This window comes from Kitasatospora sp. NPDC001095, from assembly GCF_053598615.1.
The window spans coordinates 1-23,138 of record NZ_JBSFKQ010000030.1; the positions used below are offsets into that span (position 1 = coordinate 1).

Here is a 23,138-nt window from a genome sequence, read left to right on the forward strand (position 1 = left end):
GTGGCGGGCCCTGCCCCACGCCCGCACGGCCTCCTCTCCCGCGCCCGGCCTCAGCGCCGGGCCGCCCCGCCCAGTGGCCGCTGACGCCGCGGGTGGGGGGCCCGCGGCGGGTCGTCCGGGCCGCCCGGGGTGCGCGCGGCCCACCCGGCCCGCTCGGTGGCGGGAGCACGCGGGGGCAGCGGGGCGGCCGGACCGGCCAGCAGGGGCCGGGAGTCGGGTCGGCTCGGTGAGACGGCGAAGGCCAGCGAGCCGAAGAACACGTAGCAGCCGAGCCCGACCCCGAGCGGGAAGACGAACTGGAGCGCCATCACGCCGTCCGCGGTGGAGCGCGAGAAGTCCAGCCGGACGGAGAGCGCCGCCATGCCGGTGTAGTGCATCGCGCAGACCGCCACGCCCATCACCGGGGCCGCCGCCAGTACGGCGAGCGTGCCCCGGATGTTCAGCGCGGCCCAGAGCGCGGCCGTGGCCGCGACCACGGCGATCGCCACCGAGGCCGCCACGGTGGGCCGGTCGTAGTCGAGCCGGCCGGGCAGGACCATCGCGGCCATGCCCAGGTAGTGCATCGCGGCGACCCCGAGGCCGGTGGTCAGCCCGCCGACCAGCAGGGCCGGGCCGCGGTGCCGCCAGTACCCGACGGTGAAGAGCCCGACGCCGACCACGGCGACGGCGACCAGCAGGCTGAGGACGGTGAGCCCGGGCCGGTAGCTGATCTCGACGCCGGTCACGGAGAAGCCGAGCATCGCGATGAAGTGCATGGACCAGATCCCGGCCCCGAGCGAGGTCGAGGCGAACAGCAGCCAGACGGCCCGGGTGCGGCCCCGGGAGACGAGTGCCCAGCGGGTGCTGCGCAGCGCGACGAAGGCGCCGAGGCAGGCGACGAAGTACGAGACCGCCGGTGTCACCCAGCCGTGGTCGGCATGGTGGATCTCACCCAACAGAGCTCCCTGGACGAGGGTTGCGGGCACCGGGACACGGGCGGACGCGACTGGCCGGGGAAGGCGCGCGGCAACGGGCACCGGGGCGGGAACGCGGTCCCGCGGGGAGGAGCCTGGCATGTGGTGCCCCTGACAAACCGGCAGAGTAGTCAGCGTTCGGCGGATCGCACAATGTTCGCGTTTTTCGTGAAGTCCCAGGTCAGGGCGGACCTTTACGCGGCCTGCATGATCCCGGCACCAATCCCTGACACCGCCTGCGCACCGCCCCCGGGCCGCGGTCGGCGCTCACTCCAGGGGTGCTAGCCCGAACGGGTGGCCGGCCGGGTCGATCAGCACCCGCAGCGTGCGGCCGTGCTGGTAGGCGGGCTCGGTGGCGCCGAGCGCGAGGGCCCTCTCGGTGGCCTCGTCCAGGTCGTCGACGTAGAAGTCGAGGTGGAAGTGCTTGCTGCCGTCCGGCTCCTTCCACGGCTCCGGGCGGTACCCGGTCACCCGCCCGAAGCCGATCGGGCTGCCGCCCTCGGGGTTGTCCAGGATCGCGAAGTGCTCGTCCGCGTGCCTGGTCTCCCACCCCAGCAGCTCGCCGTAGAACGAGGCCAGCGCGACCGGGTCGGCGCAGTCGATGGTGACCATGGCGAGCCGGGCGAAGCCGGTGTCGTCGGGCTCGGTCCGGGTGGACGGCACGGACGGCTGCGACTGCTCGGACGGCTGCGGCCGTTCGGACCGCCCGGACGGCTCGGTGGCGAGGTCGGACATGGCAGGTCGGCCCTTCTGGGAGTCGAGAGCTGGGGCCCATGACCAATATCGCACTGGGGTGACCCTCCGGCGCGGCGGATCTCATTTTCCTTAGCGAGAGTAATGACGTAGTCTAAAGAGATGCCCGAGATGTCCGAGCAGGACCTCGCAGCGATCAGTCAGCTGCGATCGTCCACGATGCGCCTCTCCCGACGACTCAAACACCAACGGGTGGAGGAGTCGCTGAGTCCCACCGAGATGGGAGTGCTGGGCACCCTCGCCCGGTGCGGGAAGGCGACGCCGGGTGAGCTCGCCCGGAAGGAGCACGTGCAGCCTCCCTCGATGACCAGGATCGTCGCGATGCTGGAGGAGAAGGGGCTGGTGCGGCGCGAGCCGCACCCCGAGGACCGCCGCCAGGTGGTCGTCAGCAGCACCGAGCAGGCCGAGACGATCCTCGCGGAGAGTCGTCGACGCCGGAACGTCTGGCTCGCCGAGCTCGCCCAGGGGCTCGACGAGGAGGAGTGGGCCGTCCTCAGGGAGGCCGCGCCCGTGCTCTACAAGCTCGCACACCTCTAGGCACACCGAATCCGGCCAGCCGCCGGAAGAACGAGGAGCACTGCATCACCGCAGGACCGACCACTGACACCAGGAGCGCGACGGCCACCGCCATGGCCGTCGCGCCGCGAGGGGAGACCACCGTGACACCGCCGGCCGCAGCCAGCGCCGCCGCCATCCGTACCGACGATCCGACCACCGACCCCGCCGCGGCGAGCGCCGCGGCCGCCGACGCCCAGGCACCCGCCCCCACGGGGCTGCCCGGCAACGGCGACGACGACCCCGACGAACGCACCGCGGCGGACCCCGCCGCTCAGGGCCGCACCCACTCGGCCTCGTCTCCCACAGGTGCCGAATTCACCCGGCCCGGGGGGATGTTCTCCTCACTGCGCGTTCGCAACTACCGCTACTACTTCGCCGGCCAGGTGGTGTCCAACACCGGCACCTGGATGCAGCGGATCGCCCAGGACTGGCTGGTGCTGAGCCTCACCGGCAGTCCGCTCGCGGTCGGCATCACCACCGCCATGCAGTTCCTGCCGATGCTGCTGCTCGGCCTGTTCGGCGGCGTGCTCGCGGACCGGATGCCCAAGCGCCGGCTGCTGATCTACACCCAGGGCGCGATGGGCCTGCTGGCCGCCGGCCTCGCGGCGCTGACCGTCGGCGGCGTGGTGACGCCGTACTACGTGTACTTCTTCGCGCTGCTGCTCGGCCTGGTCACCGTGGTGGACAACCCGACCCGGCAGGCCTTCGTCTCCGAGATGGTCGGGCCCAAGGACCTCGCCAACGCCGTCAGCCTGAACGCCGCCAACTTCCAGACCGCCCGGCTGGTCGGCCCCGCCGTCGCGGGCCTGCTGATCGCCGCGGTCGGCAGCGGCTGGGCGTTCGCCGTCAACGCGCTGTCCTTCGCCGCCGTGATCGGCGGGCTGCTCGCGATGCGGGAGAGCGAACTGCGCCCGACCGAGCCGATCGCCCGCGAGAAGGGGCAGTTGCGCGAGGGCCTGCGGTACGTGAGGGAGCGGCCCGAGCTGCTCTGGCCGATGGTGCTGGCCGGGTTCATCGGCACCTTCGGCTTCAACTTCCCGACGCTGCTCTCCGGTTTCGCGTACGACACCTTCGAGGTGGGCGCCGGCCAGTACGGCCTGCTGAACACCGCGATGGCGATCGGTTCGCTGACCGGCGCGCTGCTCGCCGCCCGCAGGGGCGTGCCGCGGCTGCGCCGGCTGGTCGGTGCGGCGCTGGCCTTCGGCGCGCTGGAGGTGGTCGCCGCGTTCGCGCCCGACTACTGGACCTTCGCGCTGCTGCTGATGCTGATCGGGGTGTTCGGGCTGAGCTTCAACACCTCGGTCAACTCCACGCTGCAGCTGGCCACCGACCCCGAGATGCGCGGTCGGGTGATGGGCCTGCTGGTGCTGGTCTTCACCGGCGGCACGCCGATCGGCGCCCCGGTCGTCGGCTGGGTGACCGCCTCGTACGGGCCCCGGCTCGGCCTGCTGGCCTGCGGACTGGTGTCCGCGGCGGCGGCCGGCGTGGTGGGCCTGGTGCTGGCCCGCAGCGCGGACCTGCGGGTGCGCTTCGACCTGCACCCGGGCCGCGGCGGCCGGGTGGTGGCCTTCGTGCCGCGGACCGGCGCGGCGAGCAAGTCGGAGCTGGCCCCGGCCTGCTGACGGAACGTCGGGCCCCCGGACGTGTGTCCGGGGGCCCGCGGTGGTTCAGAGGCGGATCTCCAGCACCTGGCCGGGCCAGACGCCGTTCGGCTGGTCGACCTCGAACGCCACGGTCTCGGTGAAGCCGAGCGCCCGGTACCGGCCGACCAGCTTGCGGTCGGCGCCGCCGTAGCAGTCCACCCGCAGCAGGCCGATGCCGCGTCGGCGGGCCTCCTCGACCGCGTCGGCGATCAGCGCGGCGCCGATGCCGGAGCCCTTGCGGTCGCGGTCGGTGACCAGGTTGCGGACGTACAGCTCGCGCTCGTCCACGGCGGGGATCCACCGGCCGCGGTCCTCGGAGAGCACGCAGCAGCCGACCGTACGGCCGTCCTCGTCCACGGCGAGGCGGATCAGGAACGGCTCCTCGGCGTACGAGGAGACCTGGTCGATCCGGGCCTGGATGGTGCTGAACGGCTGGTCGCCCCACTGGCCGGTGCGGCCCTGGGCGGTCAGCCAGGAGACGGCGCCGTCGAGCAGCGACAGGATGTCGGGGACGTCCGCGGACCCCCCGTTGCGGATCTTCATGGGAGAACGTTCTACCCCAGCCGGCCGGGCGCGGGAAGATGGGCCCATGAGGTTGTTCGTGGCGGTGCTGCCGTCGGTCGAGGCGTTGCAGGGGCTCGCCGACGCGGTCGCGCCGGTGCGGGAGCTGCCCGGGGCGGAGCGGCTGCGCTGGACCGGCGTCGAGGGCTGGCACCTGACCCTGGCCTTCCTGGGCGAGGTGCCGGCCGGGAGCCTGCCGGAGCTGGAGGCCGGCCTGGCCGCCGTCGCCGAGGTCCACCCGGTGCACCGGCTGCGGATCGCGGGCGCGGGCCGGTTCGGCGACCGGGTGCTCTGGGCCGGGGTCGAGGGCCAGGCCTGGGCGCTGCGGCGGCTGGCCGACGCCGTCACGGGGGCCACCGCCGAGGTCACCGGGGCGACCGACGACTTCGCCTTCCACCCGCACCTCACCCTCGCCCGGGCCGGCTCCTCGCGCGGTCACCGGCGGGCCGTGCAGCGGGTCGCGGCGGCCGAGCTGGACGGCCTGGTGGCGGCGCTGGCCGACTACCGGGGGCCGGAGTGGGACGCGGCCGAGCTGCACCTGGTGCGCAGCGACCTGGGCGGCGGCTTCGCGCACTACGAGACGCTCCGCTCCTGGGCGCTGGCGGACTGGAGCTGAGCTCCCCGGAAGGGGCCCGGCGAGGGGCCCGGGCGGAGTACGGGATGAGCCGGAGGTACGCTCGTTGACCGTGGATCCCAAGACTCGTATGCGCATCGTCTCCGGCACCCTGGTGCTGATGCTGGTCGTCGTGCTGATCAGCTCGCTGGTCGGCCGCTAGGCACCTCCGGCCTCCCGGCCCCGGAACGGCGAGAGGGCCACCGCCCGCCGGCGGTGGCCCTCGGTCGTGTCCTCGGGGGACGGGGTCAGAGCTGCTCGACCACGTAGTCGATGCAGTGGGTGAGCGCCTCGACGTCCGCCGGGTCGATCGCCGGGAACATCGCGATGCGCAGCTGGTTGCGGCCCAGCTTGCGGTACGGCTCGGTGTCCACGATGCCGTTGGCACGCAGTGCCTTGGCGACCGCGGCGGCGTCCACCGACTCGTCGAAGTCGATGGTGCCGACCACCTGGGAGCGCTCGGCCGGGTTCGCCACGAAGGGGGTGGCGTAGGAGGACTTCTCGGCCCAGGAGTACAGCCGGGACGAGGAGTCGGCGGTGCGGGCGACCGCCCAGTCCAGCCCGCCGTTGCCGTTCATCCACTCCAGCTGGTCGGCCAGCAGGAAGAGGGTGGAGAGCGACGGGGTGTTGTACGTCTGGTCCTTCGACGAGTTGTCGATGGCCGTCGGCAGCGAGAAGAACGGCGGGATGTAGCGGCCGGAGGCGGCGATCTCGGCGGCGCGCTCCAGGGCGGCCGGGGAGAAGGTGGCCAGCCAGAGGCCGCCCTCGGAGGCGAAGGACTTCTGCGGGGCGAAGTAGTAGACGTCCGTCTCGGTGATGTCCACCGGCAGGCCGCCGGCGCCCGAGGTGGCGTCCACCAGCACCAGCGAGCCCTCGTCCGTGCCGGCCGGGCGCCGGATCGGCATCGCGACGCCGGTCGAGGTCTCGTTGTGGGTGAGCGCGTAGACGTCCACGCCGGCCTCGGCGACCGGCAGCGGGTGGGTGCCCGGGGCGGTCTTGATCACGCTCGGCTCGCCGAGCCAGGGCGCGGCCGCGACCGAGGAGGCGAACTTCGAGGAGAACTCGCCGAAGTCGAGGTGCTGGGACTTCGCCCGGACCAGGCCGAAGGCGGCGATGTCCCAGAAGGCGGTGGAGCCGCCGTTGCCGAGGACGACCTGGTAGCCGTCCGGCAGCGAGAAGAGGCTGCTCACGCCCTCGCGCACGCGCTTGACCACGTTCTTGACCGGGGCCTGGCGGTGTGAGGTGCCGAGCAGAGAGGCCTGGGTGGCGGCGAGGGCACTCAGGGCCTCGGGGCGCACCTTGGACGGTCCGCAGCCGAAACGGCCGTCTGCGGGCTTGATGTCAGCGGGGATCTGGATCTGAGCCACGGGCGCAGCCTACCGGCCGGGGGCCCGGCGGAGGTACGGCCGTCCGCCCGCTGAGACTGGGGTCCCGGCCGTCCCGGAACCACCCGGGGACGCGCGGCAGCGGGCCCGGCCGGAGCCGGACCCGCTGCTCAGGGGCACTGACCGGACGCTCGTCCGGTATCGCGCCGCGGGGGATCAGTGGGCGATGGCGTCCCAGCCCTCGATCTCCTCGGGGCGGCGCGGGCCGGGGCCGACGTAGCGCGCGGAGGGGCGCACGAGCCGGCCCGTGCGCTTCTGCTCCAGGATGTGCGCCGACCAACCCGCCGTGCGCGCGCAGGTGAACATCGAGGTGAACATGTGCGCCGGGACCTCGGCGAAGTCCAGCATGATGGCGGCCCAGAACTCGACGTTGGTGGCCAGCACGCGGTCGGGGCGGCGGTTGTGCAGCTCCTCCAACGCGGCCTTCTCCAGGGCCTCGGCGACCTCGAAGCGCGGCGCGCCGAGCTCCTTGGCGGTGCGGCGCAGCACCCGGGCGCGCGGGTCCTCGGCGCGGTAGACGCGGTGGCCGAAGCCCATCAGGCGCTCGCCCTTGTCCAGCGCGTTCTTGACCCAGGCGGTCGCGTCGCCGGTGCGCTCGATCTCCTCGATCATGCCGAGCACGCGGGACGGGGCGCCGCCGTGCAGCGGGCCGGACATCGCGCCGACCGCGCCGGAGAGGGCGGCCGCGACGTCGGCGCCGGTGGAGGCGATGACCCGGGCGGTGAAGGTGGAGGCGTTCATGCCGTGCTCGGCGGCCGAGGTCCAGTAGGCGTCGACGGCCTTGACGTGCTTCGGGTCCGGCTCGCCGCGCCAGCGGATCATGAACCGCTCGACGACCGTCTCGGCCTTGTCGATCTCGCTCTGCGGGACCATCGGCAGGCCCTGGCCGCGGGCCGACTGGGCGACGTAGGACAGGGCCATCACGGCGGCCCGGGCGAGGTCGTCGCGGGCCTGCTCGGCGTCGATGTCCAGCAGCGGCTTGAGGCCCCAGACCGGGGCGAGCATGGCGAGGGCGGACTGCACGTCGACGCGGATGTCGCCGGAGTGCACCGGGATCGGGAACGGCTCCGCGGCCGGCAGGCCGGGGTTGAACTTGCCGTCCACCAGCAGGCCCCAGACATGGCCGAAGGAGACGTTGCCCACCAGGTCGTCGATGTCGACACCGCGGTACCGCAGGGCGCCGCCCTCGCGGTCGGGTTCGGCGATCTCGCTCTCGAACGCGACGACTCCCTCAAGCCCGGGTACGAAGTCGGACATGCGACGGCTCCTTGAGTTCTGCGATCGGCGCTCCGCCGTGGTGGGGCGGCGCGCCAGTGACCGAATGGTGTTTGGCACTCGGTGCCAGAGTGACAGGCACGGGGTGCATTGCGCCATACACCACCGTGGTGATGTTTCCCGTCGTCCCGCTTGACCTTCCCGCGGGCGGGCCGGCCCGCCCGGGGAGGCCGCGGAACGAAACGCCCGGTTCCGGACAATTCCCCGCAGGGCGGGCGGCCGACCGGTGGCGGGCCACCTCATCTCCCACCGAGGTTTGTCCGGAGGTAGCGGTGCCCGTTGCTTGTCGTACGGGATGATGTTGGCGTGCAGACCCCGGATCGCGCCCAGTCGACGCCCCTGAGCCCCGCCAACCGGATCCTGGCCGACGAGGCCCGCCCAGGCCCGGACCTCACCGTGATGCGCAAGCACTACAGTCACGAGGGCCTGGTCGAGGAGCAGCTCGCGCCCGAGCCGATCGGCCAGTTCACCCGATGGTTCCACGAGGCGGACGACGCCGGCGTGGTGGAGCCCAACGCGATGGTGCTCTCCACCGCCGACGCCCAGGGGCGGCCCAGCTCCCGCACCGTCCTGCTCAAGGGCTACGACCTGCGGGGCTTCGTGTTCTTCACCAACTACGGCTCCCGCAAGGGCTCCGAGCTGGCCGCCAACCCGTACGCGGGGCTGCTGTTCCCGTGGATCGCGCTGGCCCGCCAGGTGATCGTCCAGGGCCGGGTGGAGAAGGTCGGCCGGGACGAGACCGCCGCCTACTTCCGCACCCGCCCGCACGGCTCCCAGCTGGGCGCCTGGGCCAGCGAGCAGTCCAGCCCGGTCGACAGCCGGGAGGTGCTCGAACGGCGCTACGCCGAGCTGGAGCGCCGCTACCCGGAGGGCGAGGGCGTGCCCGTCCCGCCGTTCTGGGGCGGGTACCGGGTGGTCCCGCAGAGCGTCGAGTTCTGGCAGGGCCGGGAGAACCGGCTGCACGACCGGCTCCGCTACGTCGCCGACCCCGCCGCCCCGACGGGCTGGCGGGTGGAGCGGCTCTGCCCGTGATCCGTTCGGCCCATCAGCTCCGCGCGGCGCCCGCGCTGAGCTGATGGGGCGTCACTCCCCGGGTGTAGGATGCCCGTCGCGGACCTGGGTCGATGCACCTTCGGCCAACAGCCCGCTGTGCCGACACGATCGAGTGAGGGACTGATGGGCGTCACCGGTGCGGAAACCGCCGCTGGACTCGGCTCTGACCTGGTCGACGTCGCCGCCCTGTCGCTCGACGAACTCGAAGCCCTGCCCGACACCGTCCTCGGCGACCTGCTGCGCCGGGTGGTCGCGGACGCCCTGACCCCCGGCGCCGAGCCGCTCGCCGCCTTCCAGTCGGCGCTCGACCGGTAGGTCGCCCCGCGGCCGGCATTCCGCCCGCGGCATTCCGCCCGCGGCACCCCGCCGGAGGGCCCCGCCGGCAGCGCTCGACCGGTGGCACCCGTTGATTCCGTCGGTGCGCCCCGCGATCCCGTCCGCGCGCCCCCGGGCGCCGGAGCACCGCGGGCCGTCCGTGTGCGCCTGACCACCGGCTAAACCACCCGCGGTACCGAATCCTCCAACTTGCCAGCGGCGCCGGGGGAGTTCGCGACATGCTGGGGTATGAAACCAGCGCCGTCGCGGACCGTCGGGGCACGGGGGGAACAGGTGATGGGGCAGGAACAGCAAAGGCCGTACTTCTTCTTCAGCTACGCGCGTCGGGACTTCGAGGCCGAGGACGCCTTCGTCAACCAGTTCTTCAACGACCTGCGGGACGAACTCGGCCGACTGCTCGGGGTGGCCGTCCGGGCCGAGGAGCTCGCCTTCCGTGACACCGAGCAGCTGCGCCTCGGCGACGACTGGGCCGAGCGGCTGGCGACGATGCTGGGCCGCAGCCGGACCATGATCGCGCTCTACTCCCCGGCCTACTTCGCCAGCCTCTACTGCGGCAAGGAGTGGACCGCCTTCCGCGGCCGGGTGCGGCGCCACCACGAGGACACCGGGGAGCTCGTCCCGGCGCTGATCCCGGTGCTCTGGGAGCCCGTCGGCTCGGGCGAACTGGCCGCCGAGGTGACCAAGGTCCAGTGGGTCCAGCCGGACATGGGCGAGGCCTACGCCCGGCACGGCCTGCGGGCCCTGCTGCGCACCGCGCAGAGCGGGGCGTACGAGCAGGTCGTCCGGGTGGTCGCGGAGCGGGTGCGGGACGCGGCCGCGCGGCGGCTCGGCGAACTGCCCGAGTTCGACCTGGGTGCGGTGCGCGGCTACTTCCCGCCCCCGGCCGCGCCGGAGCCGGCGCCCAGCCCCGGGATGGTGCGGCTGTTCATCGCCGCAGGGAGCGCCCCGGAGGCCGCCGCGCAGGGCGGCTCGTACACGGGTGGCTGGTACGGGGCCAAGCCCTGGCACTGGGCGCCCTACTACCCGCCCGCCCGGCCGTCCCTGGCGGCCCGCGCCCAGCAGGTGATCACCGCGGCCGGGCACACCACCACGCTGGAGGAGATCGGCCCGGGCCTCGGCAGGAAGCTCGACCAGGCCCGGGAGGACAGCCAGGTCAGCGTGCTGCTGGTCGACCCGTGGGTGGCCGGCAGCGGCCGCTACCGGGCCGCGCTGAGCGAGTACGACGACCAGAACCACCCGGTCACCGGCGTGGTGGTGCCGATCGGCAGCAACGACCCGGACGGGGAGCGCGAAGCGCCGTGGACCGGCGTGCGCGGCGTGTTCCGCCGCAACTGGTTGCGCCGGAGCGACCTGGAGCACTTGTTCCGGGTGCGCGTGAACCAGGAGAGCTTCGACAACGACCTCACCATCATGGTGACGGTCGCCCAGAACAAGCTCATGGACGACAACCTCGATTGGGGAGACGATGGCGGGGACGCCTTCGGCCTCGGCCCGGAAGGCGACGCCTTCGGCTTCGGCGACGGCCCGAACATGCCCGGGCTGACCATCCCGGCCGGTCCGTCCGGGCGGTCCGGGCCCTCGGGTCCGCGCCAGGGCCGACCGCCCGCGCAGCACCACCCCGACCCCGATCCACCGGAACTGCCCGGCCAGCGCCGGGGCCAGGACGATGCCGTCCCGCTGAGGGGAGACCAGGACGATGACCACTGAGCCCGGCGCAGAGCTGGAGCGCGGCGGACCGGGATCGGTCGTCACGTTCTACTCCTTCAAGGGCGGCACCGGCCGCACCATGGCGCTCGCCAACGTCGGCTGGATCCTCGCCAGCCGCGGCCTGCGCGTCCTGGTCGTCGACTGGGACCTGGAGGCGCCCGGCCTCCACCGCTACTACCACCCGCTGCTGGTCGACCCGGAACTCCACTCCACCGAAGGCCTGATCGACCTGCTGCGCTCCTACGTCAAGCAGGCGCTGCCCTCCGCCAGCGGGCCGGTCGGGCAGTCCCCGGCCGACTGGCTGGACGAGCCCGGTCGCCTGGAGGGCTACGTCTGCGGCCTCGCCCTCGACCTGCCGCCCGGCGGCCGGCTCGACTTCCTGCCCGCCGGCCGGCAGAACGCCGCCTACGCCGCCGCCGTCACCACCTTCAACTGGCGCAGCTTCTACCACGGCCGGGACATCCGCGGCGGCGAGTTCCTGCGCGAGCTGCGCGAACGCTGGGCCCGCGAGTACGACTACGTGCTCATCGACAGCCGCACCGGCGTCAGCGACACCTCCGGCATCTGCACCGTCCTGATGCCCGACACCGTGGTGGACTGCTTCACCTTCAGCGCCCAGAACATCCGCGGCGGCGTCGACGCCGCCCGCGCCATCGCCGAGGCCGAGGAGCGGGCGATCCGGGTCCTGCCGGTGCCGATGCGGGTGGAGGACGCCGAGCAGGAGCGCCTGGAGGCCGGCCGGGACTTCGCCCGCGAGGCCTTCGCCCCCTACCTCGGCCGCTGGCTGGCCGGTGACCGCCGCGCCGGCTACTGGGCCGACGTCGAGGTGCCGTACAAGCCCTTCTACGCGTACGAGGAGGTGCCCGCCACCGTCGCCGACCGGCCGCAGGAGGCCCGCAGCCTGCTCAACGCCTTCGAACGGCTGGCCGGTTGGATCACCGACGGCCGGGTCCGCACCCTGCGCCCGCTCACCGCCGAGACCCGCCGCCGGCTCTACGGCGCCTACCTGCGCTCCGCCCGCGCGGTACCGCGCCAGGTGTTCGTCAGCTACGCGCCGGAGGACCGGATGTGGGCCGAGTGGGCAGCCGGGACGCTCACCCGCTTCGGCTACCAGGCCTCCCTGCACAGCGCCGCCGAACCGTACACGGGCCCCCGGCCGCCCGAGGTCGCCGGGCCGGTCGACGGCCAGGGCCGGCTGCTCGCGCTGCTCTCGCCCGAGTACACCGCGCTGCCCCGGGCCGCCGAGGTCTGGCAGCTCCTCCAGGGGCGCGAACTGACCTCCGGATCACCGGCGTTGGTCTCCTTCCGACTCCAGGACTCGGACGAGCCGGTGCCCCGCCCGTTCGCCGGGCAGCCGGTGCCCGACCTGGTCCGCTCCTCCGCGGTCGGCGCCGAGTCCCAGCTCTACGCCGAACTCGGCCCGCCTCCCGGCAGCAACCGGCAACTCGACACCGACAGCGGTGAGTTCGCCGCCCCCGCGCGGTTTCCGGGCACCGCCCCGCAGGTCCAGGACGCGCCCTCGCGCAACGCCGCCTTCATCGGCCGCGGCAAGCTCCTGGAACTGCTCCGCAACCGCTTCACCGGCGGCCCCGCCGCCGTGCTCAGCCAGGTGCTCTACGGCTTCGGCGGCGCCGGCAAGTCCCAGATCGCCGCCGAGTACGCGCACCGCTTCAAGGCCGCCTACGACGTGATCTGGTGGGTGCCCGCCGAGGAGCCCGCCAACATCCCGCAGAAGCTCGCCGAGCTCGCGCCCCGGCTCGGCGTGCCCACCAGCGACGACGTCGCCCACACCGCCGCCGCCGTGCTCGACGCGCTGCGCCGCGGTCAGCCGTACCGCCGCTGGCTGCTCGTCTTCGACAACGCCGGCACCCCCGAGGAACTCGCCCCCTGGCAGCCGGCCGGCTCCTCCGGCGGGCACGTGCTGATCACCTCCCGCAACCAGGGCTGGGCCCGGCACGCCGGCCTGGTGGAGGTCGACGTCTTCCTCCGCGAGGAGAGCGTGCGGCTGCTGCGCCGCTTCAACGGCGGCCTCTCCGCGGAGGACGCCGACCAGGTCGCGCACCGCCTCGGCGACCTGCCGCTCGCCGTCGGCCAGGCCGCCGTCTGGCTCCAGGAGACGTCGATGCCGATCGCCACCTACCTCGAACTGCTCGACGAAGAGCTCACCGAGATGCTGGAACGCACCCGGCTGCGGGCCGCCGACTACCCGCACTCGGCCGCCGCGACCTGGCGCATCTCGGTCGAGGAACTGCGCCGGATGAACGCCCCGGCCGCCCAGATCCTGGAGATCTGCGCCTTCTTCGGCCCGGACGCCATCCCGATGCGGCTGCTCTACAGCCGGGCCGTCACCCGCGCCCTGCGGCTGCCCCCGCGCGCGCCCCGCGACAAGCTCGCGATCGGCGAGTTCCTGCGCGCCATCAACCGGTTCGGGCTCGCCCGCACCGACCAGGGCAGCGAGACCATCACCGTGCACCGGCTGGTCCAGGCGGTGCTGCGGGACCAGGTCGAGGAGGAGCGGCGGGCCGAACTGAGCGGCGTCGTCCACGCCGCCCTCGCCACCGCCAACCCCGGCGACCCGGACGTGCCCGCGAACTGGGCCGAGTACGCCGAACTCCTGCCCCACCTCTGGCCGTCCGGGGCGCTCGACAGCGCCGACGAGGACGTCCGACAGTGGATCATCGACTCGGTGCGCTACCAGTGGAAGCGCAGCCTGCACGAGTCCGGCCGGGAGCTCGCCGAGCGGACCCTGGAGCACTGGCGCCAGGACGGCTACGGCGGGCCCGGCTTCGACGTCGACAACGACGCCCAGACGCTCATGCTGCGCACCCAGCTGAGCAACATCCGCCGCTCCCAGGGCGCCCTCCAGGAGGCGTACGAGACGGACCGGGACATCCTGGAGCGCTTCACCGCGACCCTGGGCCCGGAGCACTCGCACACCCTCGCCGTCGCCAACAGCCTCGGCGCCGACCTGCGCTTCCTCGGCCGCTACGACGAGGCCAGGGCGCTCGACCGCCGCACCCTGGACGCCGCCCGGCGCACCCTCGGCCCGGACCACCCGCGCACCCTGATGATCACCAACAACCTCGCCGTCTCCGACTACCTGGCCGGCGACCGCCGGGCCGCCCTGGAACGGCACCGCAGCAACTACCTCCAGCAGCGCGACGCGCTCGGCGCGCACAGCCTCTACGCGCTCTCCTCGGCCTCCAACTACGCCCGCGACCTGCGCGAGACCGGGCGGCTGCGGGAGGCCCTGGACCTGCTGGAGGAGACCGTCCGGATCTACCAGCAGACCATCGGGGACAGCCACACCGACACCCTGCGCGCCCGCAAGAACCTGGCCGTGGCGCTGCGCCGGGCCGGCCGGTACCACGAGGCCCTGGAGATCGACGAGGACATCTACCAGCGCTACCTGGACATCAACGGCCCCGAGCACCCCGACACCCTGGCGGCCGCCACCAACCTGGCCAGCGACCTCAACGCGCTCGGCGACACCGGGCGGGCGATCCCGCTGGCCGAGCGCGCGCTGGCGCGGTACCGCGACTACCTGGGCGAGAACCACCCGGTGACGCTGGCCGGCGCCAACAACCTCTCGGTGTACCTGCGGCTGGCGGGGCGCACGGCGGAGGCGCGCGAGCTGTCCGGCCGTACGCTGGCGCAGTTCCGCACCGTCCTCGGCGCGCACCACCTCTACATCCCGATCGCGATGATGAACCACGCCAACGACCTGGCGCTGGCCGGGGAACTCCGGGCCGCGCTCGAACTGGAGCTGGAGGCCGAGCCGTTGATGACCGACGCCCTCGGCCAGGACCACTACGACTCCATCGGCATCAACTCCAACCTCGCGCTGTCGCTGGCCGCCCTGGGGTACGCCGAGCGGGCCGCGGAGCTGCGGGCGGAGTGCATCCGGCGGGCGCGGTCGACCCTGGGGGAGGAGCACCCGACGACGATCGCGGTGCGGGCCGGGACACGGCTGGACTCGGACGTGGAGCCGCCGCACGTGTGACGGGTGATCAGCCGACTCGGTGGGCGGGCGGCGTGGCGGCCGGCGGTCGGCGGCGTGGCAGCCGGGCGGTCGGGCGGTCGGCGTGGCGGCCAGGCCGTAGGCTCACGGGCATGGTGCCGTTCCGGCAGTTCCTGCTGAAGATCCACAGTCGGTGCAACCTGGCGTGCGACTACTGCTACGTGTACGAGGGCGCGGACCAGAGCTGGCGCGGGCGGCCGCGGCGGATGGAGCTCGCGACCGTCCGTCGCACCGCCCGGCGGATCGACGAGCACGCGGCCGAGCACGGGCTGGACGAGGTGTCCGTGGTGCTGCACGGCGGCGAGCCGCTGCTCGTCGGCGCGGCCCATCTGGACGCACTGCTCGGCGAGTTGGCGGCCGTCCGGCCCCGGGTGCGGTTCACCGTGCAGACCAACGGGCTGCGGCTGCTGGACGAACCGGCGCTGCTCGGCGTGCTGCACCGCCACCGGGTCGCGGTCGGGGTCTCGCTGGACGGCACCCGGGCCGGCCACGACCGGCACCGGCGGCTGCCCTCCGGCGCGGGCAGCTGGGCGCGCACCGCCGAGGCGGTGCGGCTGCTCGGCTCGGAGCGGCACCGGGGGCTGTTCGCCGGGCTGCTGTGCGTCGTCGACCTGGCGTCGGACCCGGTGGCCACCTACGAGGCGCTGCTGGAGTTCGCGCCGCCCAGGGTCGACCTGCTGCTGCCACACGCCACCTGGTGCGAGCCCCCGCCGGGCGTCCCGCCCCGGCCGGTGCCGGACGCGCCGCCGCCGGGCGGGGGCCCCGCGCCGTACGGGGAGTGGCTGATCGCCGCCTTCGACCGCTGGTACGGCGCGCCGCGTCGGGAGACCGGGGTCCGGCTGTTCGAGGAGCTGGCGGTGCTGCTGCTCGGCGGGCGGGCGGCCAGTGAGGCGGTCGGGCTGGCGCCCGTCGACCTGGTGGTGGTCGAGACGGACGGGGCGATCGAGCAGGCGGACAGCCTCAAGGCGGCCTACGACGGCGCCCCCGGGACCGGCCTGGACGTGTGGCGGCACGGCTTCGGGGAGGCGGGCGCGCACCCGGCCTTCCGGGCCCGCCAGCGCGGCCTCGCGGGCCTCGGGGCGGTCTGCACCGGGTGCCCGCTGGCCAGGGTCTGCGGCGGGGGCCTGTACGCGCACCGGTACGCGGGAGACGGCTTCGGGCACCCGTCGGTGTACTGCGCGGACCTGGACCGGCTGATCCGGCACATCGCGGAGCGGCTGCGGGCGGGGGTGGCGGGACTGGCGGGTTCGGCGGAGGCGGCGGGCGCGGCGGGATCGGCGGGATCGGCATCGGAGGCGCGGGTGGGGCCGAGGTGACGGCGGGGGCGGGGCGTCGGTTCACCCGTCCGGGTCATGCCCGGCCGCCGTCCGGCTGATCCGCACCCGCACGGGGAGACCGCGGGCGGATCCGGCGGGTTGGGCGAGGGGCCGGTCGACCTGGCCGGCAGCCGCACACACGAGGAGGAAGACCGGTGACGGGTACGGGCGAGGTGGTGGCGGCCGGGGTGCCGGGCGCGCGCGGGGCGGACGGACTGCCCCGGCACGGGGTGGACCGGGCGACGTTCCGGGCGATCGCGGGCGCGCGCGGCGGACCGGAGGCCGTCCGGCTGCTGCGCGCGGGGCAGTTGAGCAAGCGGGTGCTGCTGCTGCTGGCGCTGCGCCGGTCGGCACCGGAGCACGACGGCTACCGGGAGGCGTACGCCCGGGTGCGGGCGCTGCAGCGGGACGACCGGGACGGCTGGGAAGAGGTGCTGCTGCGGCCGGAGTTGGACGCCTGGGCGGCCGACTGTCTGCGCGGCGCGGCGGCGGGGGAGGCCGTTGCGCTCGGCGGGCTGGGCGAGTTCCTCCGGTCGGGACCGGGGCCGGCCCTCGTGCTGGAGTGCGACGGGCTGCGCTGGACGCCGTCGGTCGACCACGCCGGTCCGCGCCGGGTGGACTACGGGCGCCCGCCGGCCGGGCCGCTCGCGGACGCCGAACTCGCTCGCTGGGAGCGGCGGTTGGCCGAGGCCTGGGAGATCCTCGTGCGCCGCCACCGCCGTCATGCGCGGGCCCTCGCGGCCTGCGTGACCACCGTCGTGCCGCTGCTGCCGGCCCCCGGTGGGGAGGTCGTCAGCGCCGCCGCCCGGCGGGCGTACGGTGCGGTGGCGGCCTCGCTGCCGGACGATCCGGTGTTGCTCGCGCTCGCCCTGGTGCACGAGTTCCTGCACGTCCAACTCGGCGCGCTGATGGACCTGGTGCCGCTGCACCGCCCCAACGGTCCGGCGGTCTACCACGCTCCCTGGCGGCCCGACCCGCGTCCGGCCGGGGCGTTGCTCCAGGGGGCGTACGCGCACCTGGGTGTGGCGGACTTCTGGCGGGCGGAGGCGGCGGCCGGGGTGGCGGCGGGCGCGGGCGCGGCGCTCGGCTCGGGCGCGGGCTCGGGCGCGGCGCTCGGCTCGGGCGCCGGTGATGCGGCGCGCGCGGCCCGTGCGCACGGGGAGTTCGCGCGCTGGCGGACGCACACCCTGGCGGCCGGGCAGACGCTCCTGAGCTGCGGCGAACTCACGCCGGACGGGCTGGAGTTCGCCAGGGAATTGGTGCGGGCCGTGGGGGAGCTCGGCGAGCCGGGGGGAGTGAATCCGGGGGAATGAATCCGGTGAGGCGCAGGCTTGACCGGATGGCGCGCTTGTGGGGGTTCTCTGCCGGGCACTCCCGGGGTGTGCCCAGGCGGCGGTCCACCTGTTCGTCCTGGCGGCGGGCCACAATTTCGCCCTGGCGGCGGTCCGTGTTTTCGCCCCGGCGACACGCTTCGGCGTGCGCCACGGCGAAGCGCGCGGCGGCTGAACAGGTGAATTCTGGTGGTACGGCGCGGGCTGTGGTGCGGCGTCGGCCGCCTGGGGAGCCCAAGGTGACTCCGAACGTGCCGCGCGGAGTCTTCGAGGGCACTACATTGGTCGCAACCGGGTGGGCTTACCCACCCTCGGCAGGTCCTAACCGCGCCTAAGGAAACGAACATGACTCCGGTAACCAGCATCAGGCCGGCCGGCAAGCTCACTGACCCTCAGGAGACGCCGGAACGCCCCTCGCTCGCCGATCTCGCCGCGCTCGGCGCGGAAGAGCTCGCCTCCCGGCTCCAGCGCGCGCTCCCCGGCGCGGAATCCGGCCTCGTGCCGGTCGCTGCCTTCAACTCCTCGATCTGACCCGGCCCGGAACACCGGGCGGAACCCAGACCGAGCCGAACCGAACAGTCCCAGCTCCATGACGACGTCGACTCCGCTGCCGCTGACGCAGTTCGTGGTCAAGATGCACAGCAGGTGCGATCTGGCCTGCGACCACTGCTACGTCTACGAGCACGCGGACAGCAGCTGGCGTTCCCGGCCGAAGGTCATCGCGGACGGGATCCTGGCCAAGGCCGCCGAGCGCATCGGCGAGCACGCGGCCGCCCACCGGTTGCCCGCCGTCCGGGTCGTCCTGCACGGGGGAGAACCCCTGCTCGCCGGCCCGGACCGCTTGCGCCGCGCCGCCGAGGCGCTCCGGGCGGCGCTCCCGCCCGGCTGCGCCCTCGACCTGCGCATCCACACCAACGGCGTGCTGCTGAGCCGGGACTTCTGCGCGCTGTTCGCGGAGCAGGAGATCAAGGTCGGCATCTCGCTGGACGGCGACAAGGCCGCCAACGACCGCCACCGCCGGTTCGCCGACGGACGCAGCAGCCACCCGCAGGTGCTGCGGGCCGTCGCCCTGCTGAACGAGCCCGAGTACCGGCACCTCTTCGTCGGGCTGCTGTGCACGATGGACGTCGAGAACGACCCGGCGGCCGTGTACCGGGCGCTGGCCGAACTCCGGCCGCCCGCCGTGGACTTCCTGCTCCCGCACGCCACCTGGGACGAACCGCCCAAGCGCCCCGCCGCGCTCGGCGCCACCCCGTACGCCGACTGGCTGCTGACCGTCCACAGGCTGTGGGAAACGGACGGGCGGCCGTTCGCCGTGCGGACCTTCGAGTCCGTGCACCGGACCCTGCGGGGGTTCTCCAGCCTCACCGAGTCGCTCGGTCTGGAGCCCTCCGACCTGGCGGTCCTGGAGACGGACGGGACCTTCGAGCAGGCCGACAGCCTGAAGACGGCGTACGACGGCGCGCCCGCCACCGGGCTGAACGTCTTCGCGCACAGCCTCGACGACCTCGCCCGCCACCCCGGCATCGCCGCCCGCCAGTCCGGCCTGGCCGGACTGAGCGAGGCCTGCCGCGCCTGCTCCGTGGTGCGCTCCTGCGGTGGCGGGCTGTACGCCCACCGCTATCGGAGCGACGATGGAGGAGGCAGCTTCGACCATCCCTCCGTCTACTGCGGTGATCTCATGACGTTCATCAACGGCATCGCGGGGAGCGGGAGTTCCGCCGGAGCTCCGGAGGCCGGTGTTCCGGTGCAGGCGGCCGGGTCGTCGCGGCCCGGTGCCGAGCGACTGCTGCCCGGCGCGCTCACCCCGCCCCAACTCGACGAGCTCGCCGCCGGATACGGGAGCGCGGACACCATCGCCGCGCTCGGCCGCTCCCAACTCGCCCTCACCCGGGCGATGCTGGCCGCCGCCTGGGACGCCTCCGGACAGGGGCGGGCCGAGGCGTGGGCCCTGCTGACCGAGCTCGACGCGGCGGCCCCCGCCGCCGTGGACGCCGTGCTCGCCCACCCGTACGCCCGCGCCTGGGCCGCCTGCCGGCTCGCCGGGGACCTCCCGGTCGGGCTCGGCCCGCTGGCCGCGCTCGCCGCGGCCGCCGCGGTGCGGGCCGGGCGGGGCGACACGGTCGCCGTGCCCGTCCGGGGCGGCCGGCTGCACCTGCCGACGCTCGGCGGCCTCGCCGTACCCGACGGCGAGGCCGTGGTCACCGGACGGGCGGACGGCTTCCAGGTGCGGGCGTCCGACGGATCCGTGCACACCGTGCTCGACGAGCCGCGGTGGCGGATCCGGCTGGCCGACGGCTGGACGGTCGTCCTGGAGGACACCGACCCGCTGCGGGACAGCCACGACCACCCCGTCGCCGACCGCCTCTCCGAGAGCGAACTGCTCGACTGGACGGGCGCGTTGCGCGAGGCCTGGGAGCTGCTCGGGCGGGACCTGCCCGGGTACGCGGAGGGCATCCGGGCCGGCCTGACGACGATCACCCCGTTGCGGCCCGGCCCGACCGGCCGGGACGTCAGCTCGGCGGCCCGGCAGGCGTACGGCGCCGTCGGCATCGCCCGGCCCGCCACCGCGCCGACCCTCGCCCTGCTGCTCGCCCACGAGTTCCAGCACGTCAAGCTCGGCGCGGTGCTGGACCTGACCGACCTGTACGACCGCGGCGACACCGCGTTGTACTTCGCCCCCTGGCGGCCCGACCCCCGGCCGCTCGAAGGGCTGCTCCAGGGCACGTACGCCCACCTGGCCGTCACCGAGTACTGGGGCACCCGCACCCTCGCGTACGACGGACTGCCGGGCTCGGCCGCCGACCGGGCGCGGGAACAGTTCGCGCTCTGGCGGCGGTACACCGCCGACGCCGTGGAGCGGCTGGCGTCGTCCGGATCCCTGACCGGGACCGGCCTGCGCTTCGCCGACGGCATGCGTGCCACCGTGGCACCCTGGCTCGCCCTGCCGCTGCCCGCAGCCGCCGAGCAGGCGGCCGACCGGGTACGGCGGGAACGGGCCGGGGTCTGACACCTCCCACCCGCGCCGCCCCGGGACCTCCCTCGCCCGGGGCCCTCAACCCCGGGGAAACGCCATCCTCACCGAACCCCGCGCCGGCGGCGTCGCCGTCGCCACCTCCGTCCACCCCCTCGTCCGCGACCTCCTCGAGCTCGGGGTCCGTCCGGGCACGGTGCTGCACGTCCAGGCGTCCCTGCGCGCCCTCGGACCGGTACCGGGCGGGGCGGCCGGTGTGGTCGAGGCCCTGCTCGAAGTCCTGGGCCCCGACGGCACCCTGGTCGCCTACACCGCCACGCCCGAGAACTCCGCCACCTCCCGCATCCACCAGTCCGCCACCGCCGGTCTCTCCCCGGCGGAGGTGGCCGACTACCAGGACCGGATGCCCCGCTTCGATCCGGCCACCACCCCGGCCTCGCCCTCCATGGGGGCGCTGTCGGAAGCGATCCGCTCGTGGCCGGGCGCGCTGCGCAGCCGCCACCCGCAGACCTCCTGGGCGGCCGTCGGCCGGCTCGCCCGGGAGATCACCGCCCACCATCCGCTGACCTCCCACCTCGGCCCGGAGTCGCCGCTCGGGCGGCTCTACGAACTGGACGCCCGGGTGCTGATGCTCGGCGTCCCGATGGACCGCTTCACCGCGTTCCACCTCGCCGACCTCCGCATGCCCGACGTGCCGGTGCGCGAGTACCGCTGCGTCGGGGAGGACGGCTGGACGGCCTTCCGGACCGCCGACCTGGACGACCTCCACTTCGGCCGCCTCGGCGAGGAGGTCCTCCGGACCGCCCGCGGCATCACCACCGCCCGCATCGGCACCGCCGACTGCCGGCTCGTGCCGGTCCGGGAGGCCGTCGACCTCGCCGAGGCCGTCCTGCGGCGCGGCCGTCCCTGAAACCCGCTCCTTGTTCCCGCCGCCCGACAAGTGATCCCGCCGTTTCCCACCCCCCGCCCCCACACCCACCCCGCCTCCCCGCCCCCGCCCGCCCCCGTCGGCGCTTCGGCTCCGCCGAAGCGCCGACGGGGCCCCAGCCCCATCGCGTGCGTGAGAAGTCGGCCCGGCCGACTTCTCACGCACGAAGGGCGGCGGAAGGCCGGTCGGGGAACTCGACGGCGGACTCCCCGGCGGGCACCTTCAGGGCCGTGAAGTGGTCGCCTTGGAACACGAAGGTCTCTCGATCGGTGGCGTAGACGTTGGGGCAGTCGTCGTCGACACAGGTCGGCCCGTTGAACATGCCGGTGAGGCGCGTCAGTTGCGGGTTATCAGCCATGGTGACCCATCTGGGGCGAGTCCCCCCGACCCATCAGCGACGCTAGGGCTGCCGATGGCGCCTGTCCACGCGGCACCGGGCAGATTCCTGATCCGGAATAAGGATCTCGCTCCAGCAGCGTCCAGCTGTTGGACGGCGCCGAGGAGCCATGGTCTTCGGCGGCCGCTTGCGGGGAGCAAGAGGCCGCCGGGAAGGATCCGCTTCAGGGGTTGGCGGTGAAGTGGTCGAATTCGCCGGCCTTGGCGCCGTGGATCCAGGCGTGGAGCTTGGTGGGGGTGGTGGTAAGGATGGTGGTGGGGTCGTCGGACTCGCGGATGTAGATCAGCTCGTCGGCGGAAGCGATCTCGACACAGTTGGCCTGGTCGCTGCTGAAGCTGGACTTCTGCCAGTTGAGCTGGTGCATGGCTATCTTCCCTGGACCTTGTAGCGGATGTGCTGGATCAAACCCAACGAGTCCCGATCGGCGGGTGATGACGCGGATGTGGCGGCAGACAGGGGCGGAAGAGCCAAGCCCCTGAGTCGGTCGAACTTCCGGTCAAATGTTGTCACGACCTCAGGGTCGCCGATGAAGTTGGATCCATGGGGATGTTCGAGCAGCACCGTGCCGAGCCGGGCGTGAGCGCCACGGATGAGGAGGAAGGGTGTGTCGTTCGACGCGAACGTGGTGCAGTCGAACGGGAGGATCTGGATCGTCACGTTGGGCAGCCTGCTCATCTCGATCAGATGATTCAACTGGTCCCACATGACCGTTGCTCCTCCGTACATCATGTGCAAGGCCGCCTCGTGGATCACGGCACGGTACGGAGGGGCGTTCTTGCCCGTCAGAACCTTGTGACGTTCATGGCGGAACTCGACCTTCTTCTCGGTGTACCCCTGGATGACCTCGCTGTAGGCCTTGGTCTGCAAGAGGCCAGGGATCAGCAGGGATTCATAGTTGTCCAAGCCCGTGGCGCGAGCCTCCGCCTCGGCCAGGTCGAGGGAGCTTCGCGTGACGTGGGTCTTGAACTCGGTCCACCAACCCTTGCCCGAGCTCTCGCACATGGCGGCGAGGCCGGCCCGGTAGTCGGGGTCCGTGACGTCGCACAGGTCGAGCCAGATGTGCAGTCGCGGAAGGTTTAGGCCCATCCTGCCGGACTCGATATGGCTGACGGCGGGGCCCTTGACGCCGATCGCCTGCCCGATCTCCAGAGCTGAGCGTCCCGCTGCATCGCGCGCCCTGCGAAGCTCTTCGCCCAGCCTGCGCTGACGTTCGCTGATCCCGTTCCCGAATGCCATGGGCATACCTTCCTCGCAGGTATCGACCTACGGAAAGTGTATGGCCGTACGCGGAGCGTGTTGCCAGCTTTGCTGAGAATCACCTAAAGTTTCACTGC

General features: G+C 73.6%; 20 protein-coding genes. 12 read left to right on the plus strand and 8 right to left on the minus strand.

What is annotated here, in order from left to right:
- Positions 1-50: 50 nt before the first annotated feature.
- Positions 51-935, minus strand: coding sequence for an MHYT domain-containing protein (locus tag ACWDBB_RS23165; protein ID WP_449791425.1), 885 nt, complete (start codon positions 933-935; stop codon positions 51-53).
- A 285-nt stretch (positions 936-1,220) separates the two neighbouring features.
- Positions 1,221-1,688 carry a VOC family protein gene (locus ACWDBB_RS23170; RefSeq protein WP_449791426.1) on the minus strand — a complete coding sequence of 156 codons (468 nt, stop codon included), beginning with the start codon at positions 1,686-1,688 and terminating at the stop codon, positions 1,221-1,223.
- Between the two features lie 120 nt (positions 1,689-1,808).
- Between ACWDBB_RS23170 and ACWDBB_RS23175 the strand changes: the two genes are divergently transcribed.
- Entirely contained in the window at positions 1,809-2,243 is a 435-nt protein-coding gene (locus ACWDBB_RS23175) for a MarR family winged helix-turn-helix transcriptional regulator (protein ID WP_030235202.1), read from the plus strand.
- Positions 2,244-2,335: 92 nt separating this feature from the next.
- Positions 2,336-3,886 carry an MFS transporter gene (locus tag ACWDBB_RS23180; protein WP_449791427.1) on the plus strand — a complete coding sequence of 517 codons (1,551 nt, stop codon included), beginning with the start codon at positions 2,336-2,338 and terminating at the stop codon, positions 3,884-3,886.
- Between the two features lie 45 nt (positions 3,887-3,931).
- Here ACWDBB_RS23180 and ACWDBB_RS23185 read toward each other — a convergent pair whose 3' ends face one another.
- Positions 3,932-4,450, minus strand: coding sequence for a GNAT family N-acetyltransferase (locus tag ACWDBB_RS23185; RefSeq protein WP_449791428.1), 519 nt, complete (start codon positions 4,448-4,450; stop codon positions 3,932-3,934).
- A 46-nt stretch (positions 4,451-4,496) separates the two neighbouring features.
- Here ACWDBB_RS23185 and thpR point away from each other — a divergent pair, with 46 nt between their 5' ends.
- Positions 4,497-5,084, plus strand: a complete 588-nt coding sequence (thpR, locus tag ACWDBB_RS23190; protein ID WP_449791429.1) for an RNA 2',3'-cyclic phosphodiesterase — start codon at positions 4,497-4,499, stop codon at positions 5,082-5,084.
- A gap of 245 nt (positions 5,085-5,329) precedes the next feature.
- Here the strand turns inward: thpR and serC are convergent, their stop codons facing one another.
- Together serC and ACWDBB_RS23200 are read right to left on the minus strand one after the other, a co-directional pair.
- The gene (gene serC / locus ACWDBB_RS23195; RefSeq protein ID WP_449791430.1) at positions 5,330-6,448 is read right to left on the minus strand and encodes a phosphoserine transaminase; all 1,119 of its coding nucleotides are present in this window, start codon (positions 6,446-6,448) and stop codon (positions 5,330-5,332) included.
- Positions 6,449-6,622: 174 nt separating this feature from the next.
- Positions 6,623-7,723 carry a citrate synthase 2 gene (locus tag ACWDBB_RS23200; protein WP_360348291.1) on the minus strand — a complete coding sequence of 367 codons (1,101 nt, stop codon included), beginning with the start codon at positions 7,721-7,723 and terminating at the stop codon, positions 6,623-6,625.
- Between the two features lie 417 nt (positions 7,724-8,140).
- Between ACWDBB_RS23200 and pdxH the strand changes: the two genes are divergently transcribed.
- The 9 genes from pdxH (at position 8,141) to ACWDBB_RS23245 (ending at position 21,389) form a co-directional block, all read left to right on the plus strand.
- A complete protein-coding gene (gene pdxH, locus ACWDBB_RS23205; protein WP_449791486.1) occupies positions 8,141-8,773 on the plus strand; it encodes a pyridoxamine 5'-phosphate oxidase in 633 nt (210 codons plus the stop codon).
- Positions 8,774-8,917: 144 nt separating this feature from the next.
- Positions 8,918-9,109, plus strand: coding sequence for an FxSxx-COOH cyclophane-containing RiPP peptide (fxsA, locus tag ACWDBB_RS23210; protein ID WP_392882446.1), 192 nt, complete (start codon positions 8,918-8,920; stop codon positions 9,107-9,109).
- Between the two features lie 297 nt (positions 9,110-9,406).
- Positions 9,407-10,837, plus strand: coding sequence for a TIR-like protein FxsC (locus tag ACWDBB_RS23215; protein ID WP_449791431.1), 1,431 nt, complete (start codon positions 9,407-9,409; stop codon positions 10,835-10,837).
- Positions 10,827-14,840 carry an FxSxx-COOH system tetratricopeptide repeat protein gene (gene fxsT / locus ACWDBB_RS23220; RefSeq protein ID WP_449791432.1) on the plus strand — a complete coding sequence of 1,338 codons (4,014 nt, stop codon included), beginning with the start codon at positions 10,827-10,829 and terminating at the stop codon, positions 14,838-14,840. The genes ACWDBB_RS23215 and fxsT overlap by 11 nt, the downstream gene beginning before the upstream one ends.
- 110 nt (positions 14,841-14,950) lie before the next feature.
- A complete protein-coding gene (locus tag ACWDBB_RS23225; RefSeq protein ID WP_449791433.1) occupies positions 14,951-16,174 on the plus strand; it encodes an FxsB family cyclophane-forming radical SAM/SPASM peptide maturase in 1,224 nt (407 codons plus the stop codon).
- Positions 16,175-16,329: 155 nt separating this feature from the next.
- Entirely contained in the window at positions 16,330-17,487 is a 1,158-nt protein-coding gene (locus ACWDBB_RS23230; protein ID WP_449791434.1) for an aKG-HExxH-type peptide beta-hydroxylase, read from the plus strand.
- Between the two features lie 363 nt (positions 17,488-17,850).
- Entirely contained in the window at positions 17,851-18,036 is a 186-nt protein-coding gene (locus ACWDBB_RS23235) for a hypothetical protein (protein WP_359913873.1), read from the plus strand.
- Between the two features lie 58 nt (positions 18,037-18,094).
- Positions 18,095-20,515: an FxsB family cyclophane-forming radical SAM/SPASM peptide maturase gene (locus ACWDBB_RS23240; protein ID WP_449791435.1), complete on the plus strand. Its 2,421-nt coding sequence runs from the start codon at positions 18,095-18,097 to the stop codon at positions 20,513-20,515.
- A 160-nt stretch (positions 20,516-20,675) separates the two neighbouring features.
- Entirely contained in the window at positions 20,676-21,389 is a 714-nt protein-coding gene (locus tag ACWDBB_RS23245) for an aminoglycoside N(3)-acetyltransferase (RefSeq protein WP_449791436.1), read from the plus strand.
- 175 nt (positions 21,390-21,564) lie between these two features.
- Here ACWDBB_RS23245 and ACWDBB_RS23250 read toward each other — a convergent pair whose 3' ends face one another.
- From ACWDBB_RS23250 to ACWDBB_RS23260, 3 genes are all read right to left on the minus strand, one after another.
- On the minus strand, positions 21,565-21,765 hold the full coding sequence (locus ACWDBB_RS23250) for a hypothetical protein (protein WP_449791437.1): 201 nt from the start codon (positions 21,763-21,765) through the stop codon (positions 21,565-21,567).
- 202 nt (positions 21,766-21,967) lie between these two features.
- On the minus strand, positions 21,968-22,168 hold the full coding sequence (locus ACWDBB_RS23255) for a DUF397 domain-containing protein (RefSeq protein WP_449791438.1): 201 nt from the start codon (positions 22,166-22,168) through the stop codon (positions 21,968-21,970).
- Between the two features lie 2 nt (positions 22,169-22,170).
- Positions 22,171-23,040, minus strand: a complete 870-nt coding sequence (locus ACWDBB_RS23260; RefSeq protein WP_449791439.1) for a helix-turn-helix domain-containing protein — start codon at positions 23,038-23,040, stop codon at positions 22,171-22,173.
- Positions 23,041-23,138: the final 98 nt, after the last annotated feature.

What these genes read in the sequence shown, in the direction of transcription:
- ACWDBB_RS23200 (WP_360348291.1), bottom strand. Translation starts at nt 7,723, where the DNA reads ATGTCCGACTTCGTACCCGGGCTTGAGGGAGTCGTCGCGTTCGAGAGC.
- ACWDBB_RS23255 (WP_449791438.1), bottom strand. Translation starts at nt 22,168, where the DNA reads ATGCACCAGCTCAACTGGCAGAAGTCCAGCTTCAGCAGCGACCAGGCC.
- ACWDBB_RS23260 (WP_449791439.1), bottom strand. Translation starts at nt 23,040, where the DNA reads ATGGCATTCGGGAACGGGATCAGCGAACGTCAGCGCAGGCTGGGCGAA.
- ACWDBB_RS23170 (WP_449791426.1), bottom strand. Translation starts at nt 1,688, where the DNA reads ATGTCCGACCTCGCCACCGAGCCGTCCGGGCGGTCCGAACGGCCGCAG.
- ACWDBB_RS23180 (WP_449791427.1), top strand. Translation starts at nt 2,336, where the DNA reads ATGGCCGTCGCGCCGCGAGGGGAGACCACCGTGACACCGCCGGCCGCA.
- thpR (WP_449791429.1), top strand. Translation starts at nt 4,497, where the DNA reads ATGAGGTTGTTCGTGGCGGTGCTGCCGTCGGTCGAGGCGTTGCAGGGG.
- ACWDBB_RS23240 (WP_449791435.1), top strand. Translation starts at nt 18,095, where the DNA reads ATGACGACGTCGACTCCGCTGCCGCTGACGCAGTTCGTGGTCAAGATG.
- fxsA (WP_392882446.1), top strand. Translation starts at nt 8,918, where the DNA reads ATGGGCGTCACCGGTGCGGAAACCGCCGCTGGACTCGGCTCTGACCTG.
- fxsT (WP_449791432.1), top strand. Translation starts at nt 10,827, where the DNA reads ATGACCACTGAGCCCGGCGCAGAGCTGGAGCGCGGCGGACCGGGATCG.
- ACWDBB_RS23235 (WP_359913873.1), top strand. Translation starts at nt 17,851, where the DNA reads ATGACTCCGGTAACCAGCATCAGGCCGGCCGGCAAGCTCACTGACCCT.
- ACWDBB_RS23175 (WP_030235202.1), top strand. Translation starts at nt 1,809, where the DNA reads ATGCCCGAGATGTCCGAGCAGGACCTCGCAGCGATCAGTCAGCTGCGA.
- ACWDBB_RS23225 (WP_449791433.1), top strand. Translation starts at nt 14,951, where the DNA reads ATGGTGCCGTTCCGGCAGTTCCTGCTGAAGATCCACAGTCGGTGCAAC.
- ACWDBB_RS23215 (WP_449791431.1), top strand. Translation starts at nt 9,407, where the DNA reads ATGGGGCAGGAACAGCAAAGGCCGTACTTCTTCTTCAGCTACGCGCGT.
- ACWDBB_RS23185 (WP_449791428.1), bottom strand. Translation starts at nt 4,450, where the DNA reads ATGAAGATCCGCAACGGGGGGTCCGCGGACGTCCCCGACATCCTGTCG.
- pdxH (WP_449791486.1), top strand. Translation starts at nt 8,141, where the DNA reads ATGCGCAAGCACTACAGTCACGAGGGCCTGGTCGAGGAGCAGCTCGCG.
- ACWDBB_RS23250 (WP_449791437.1), bottom strand. Translation starts at nt 21,765, where the DNA reads ATGGCTGATAACCCGCAACTGACGCGCCTCACCGGCATGTTCAACGGG.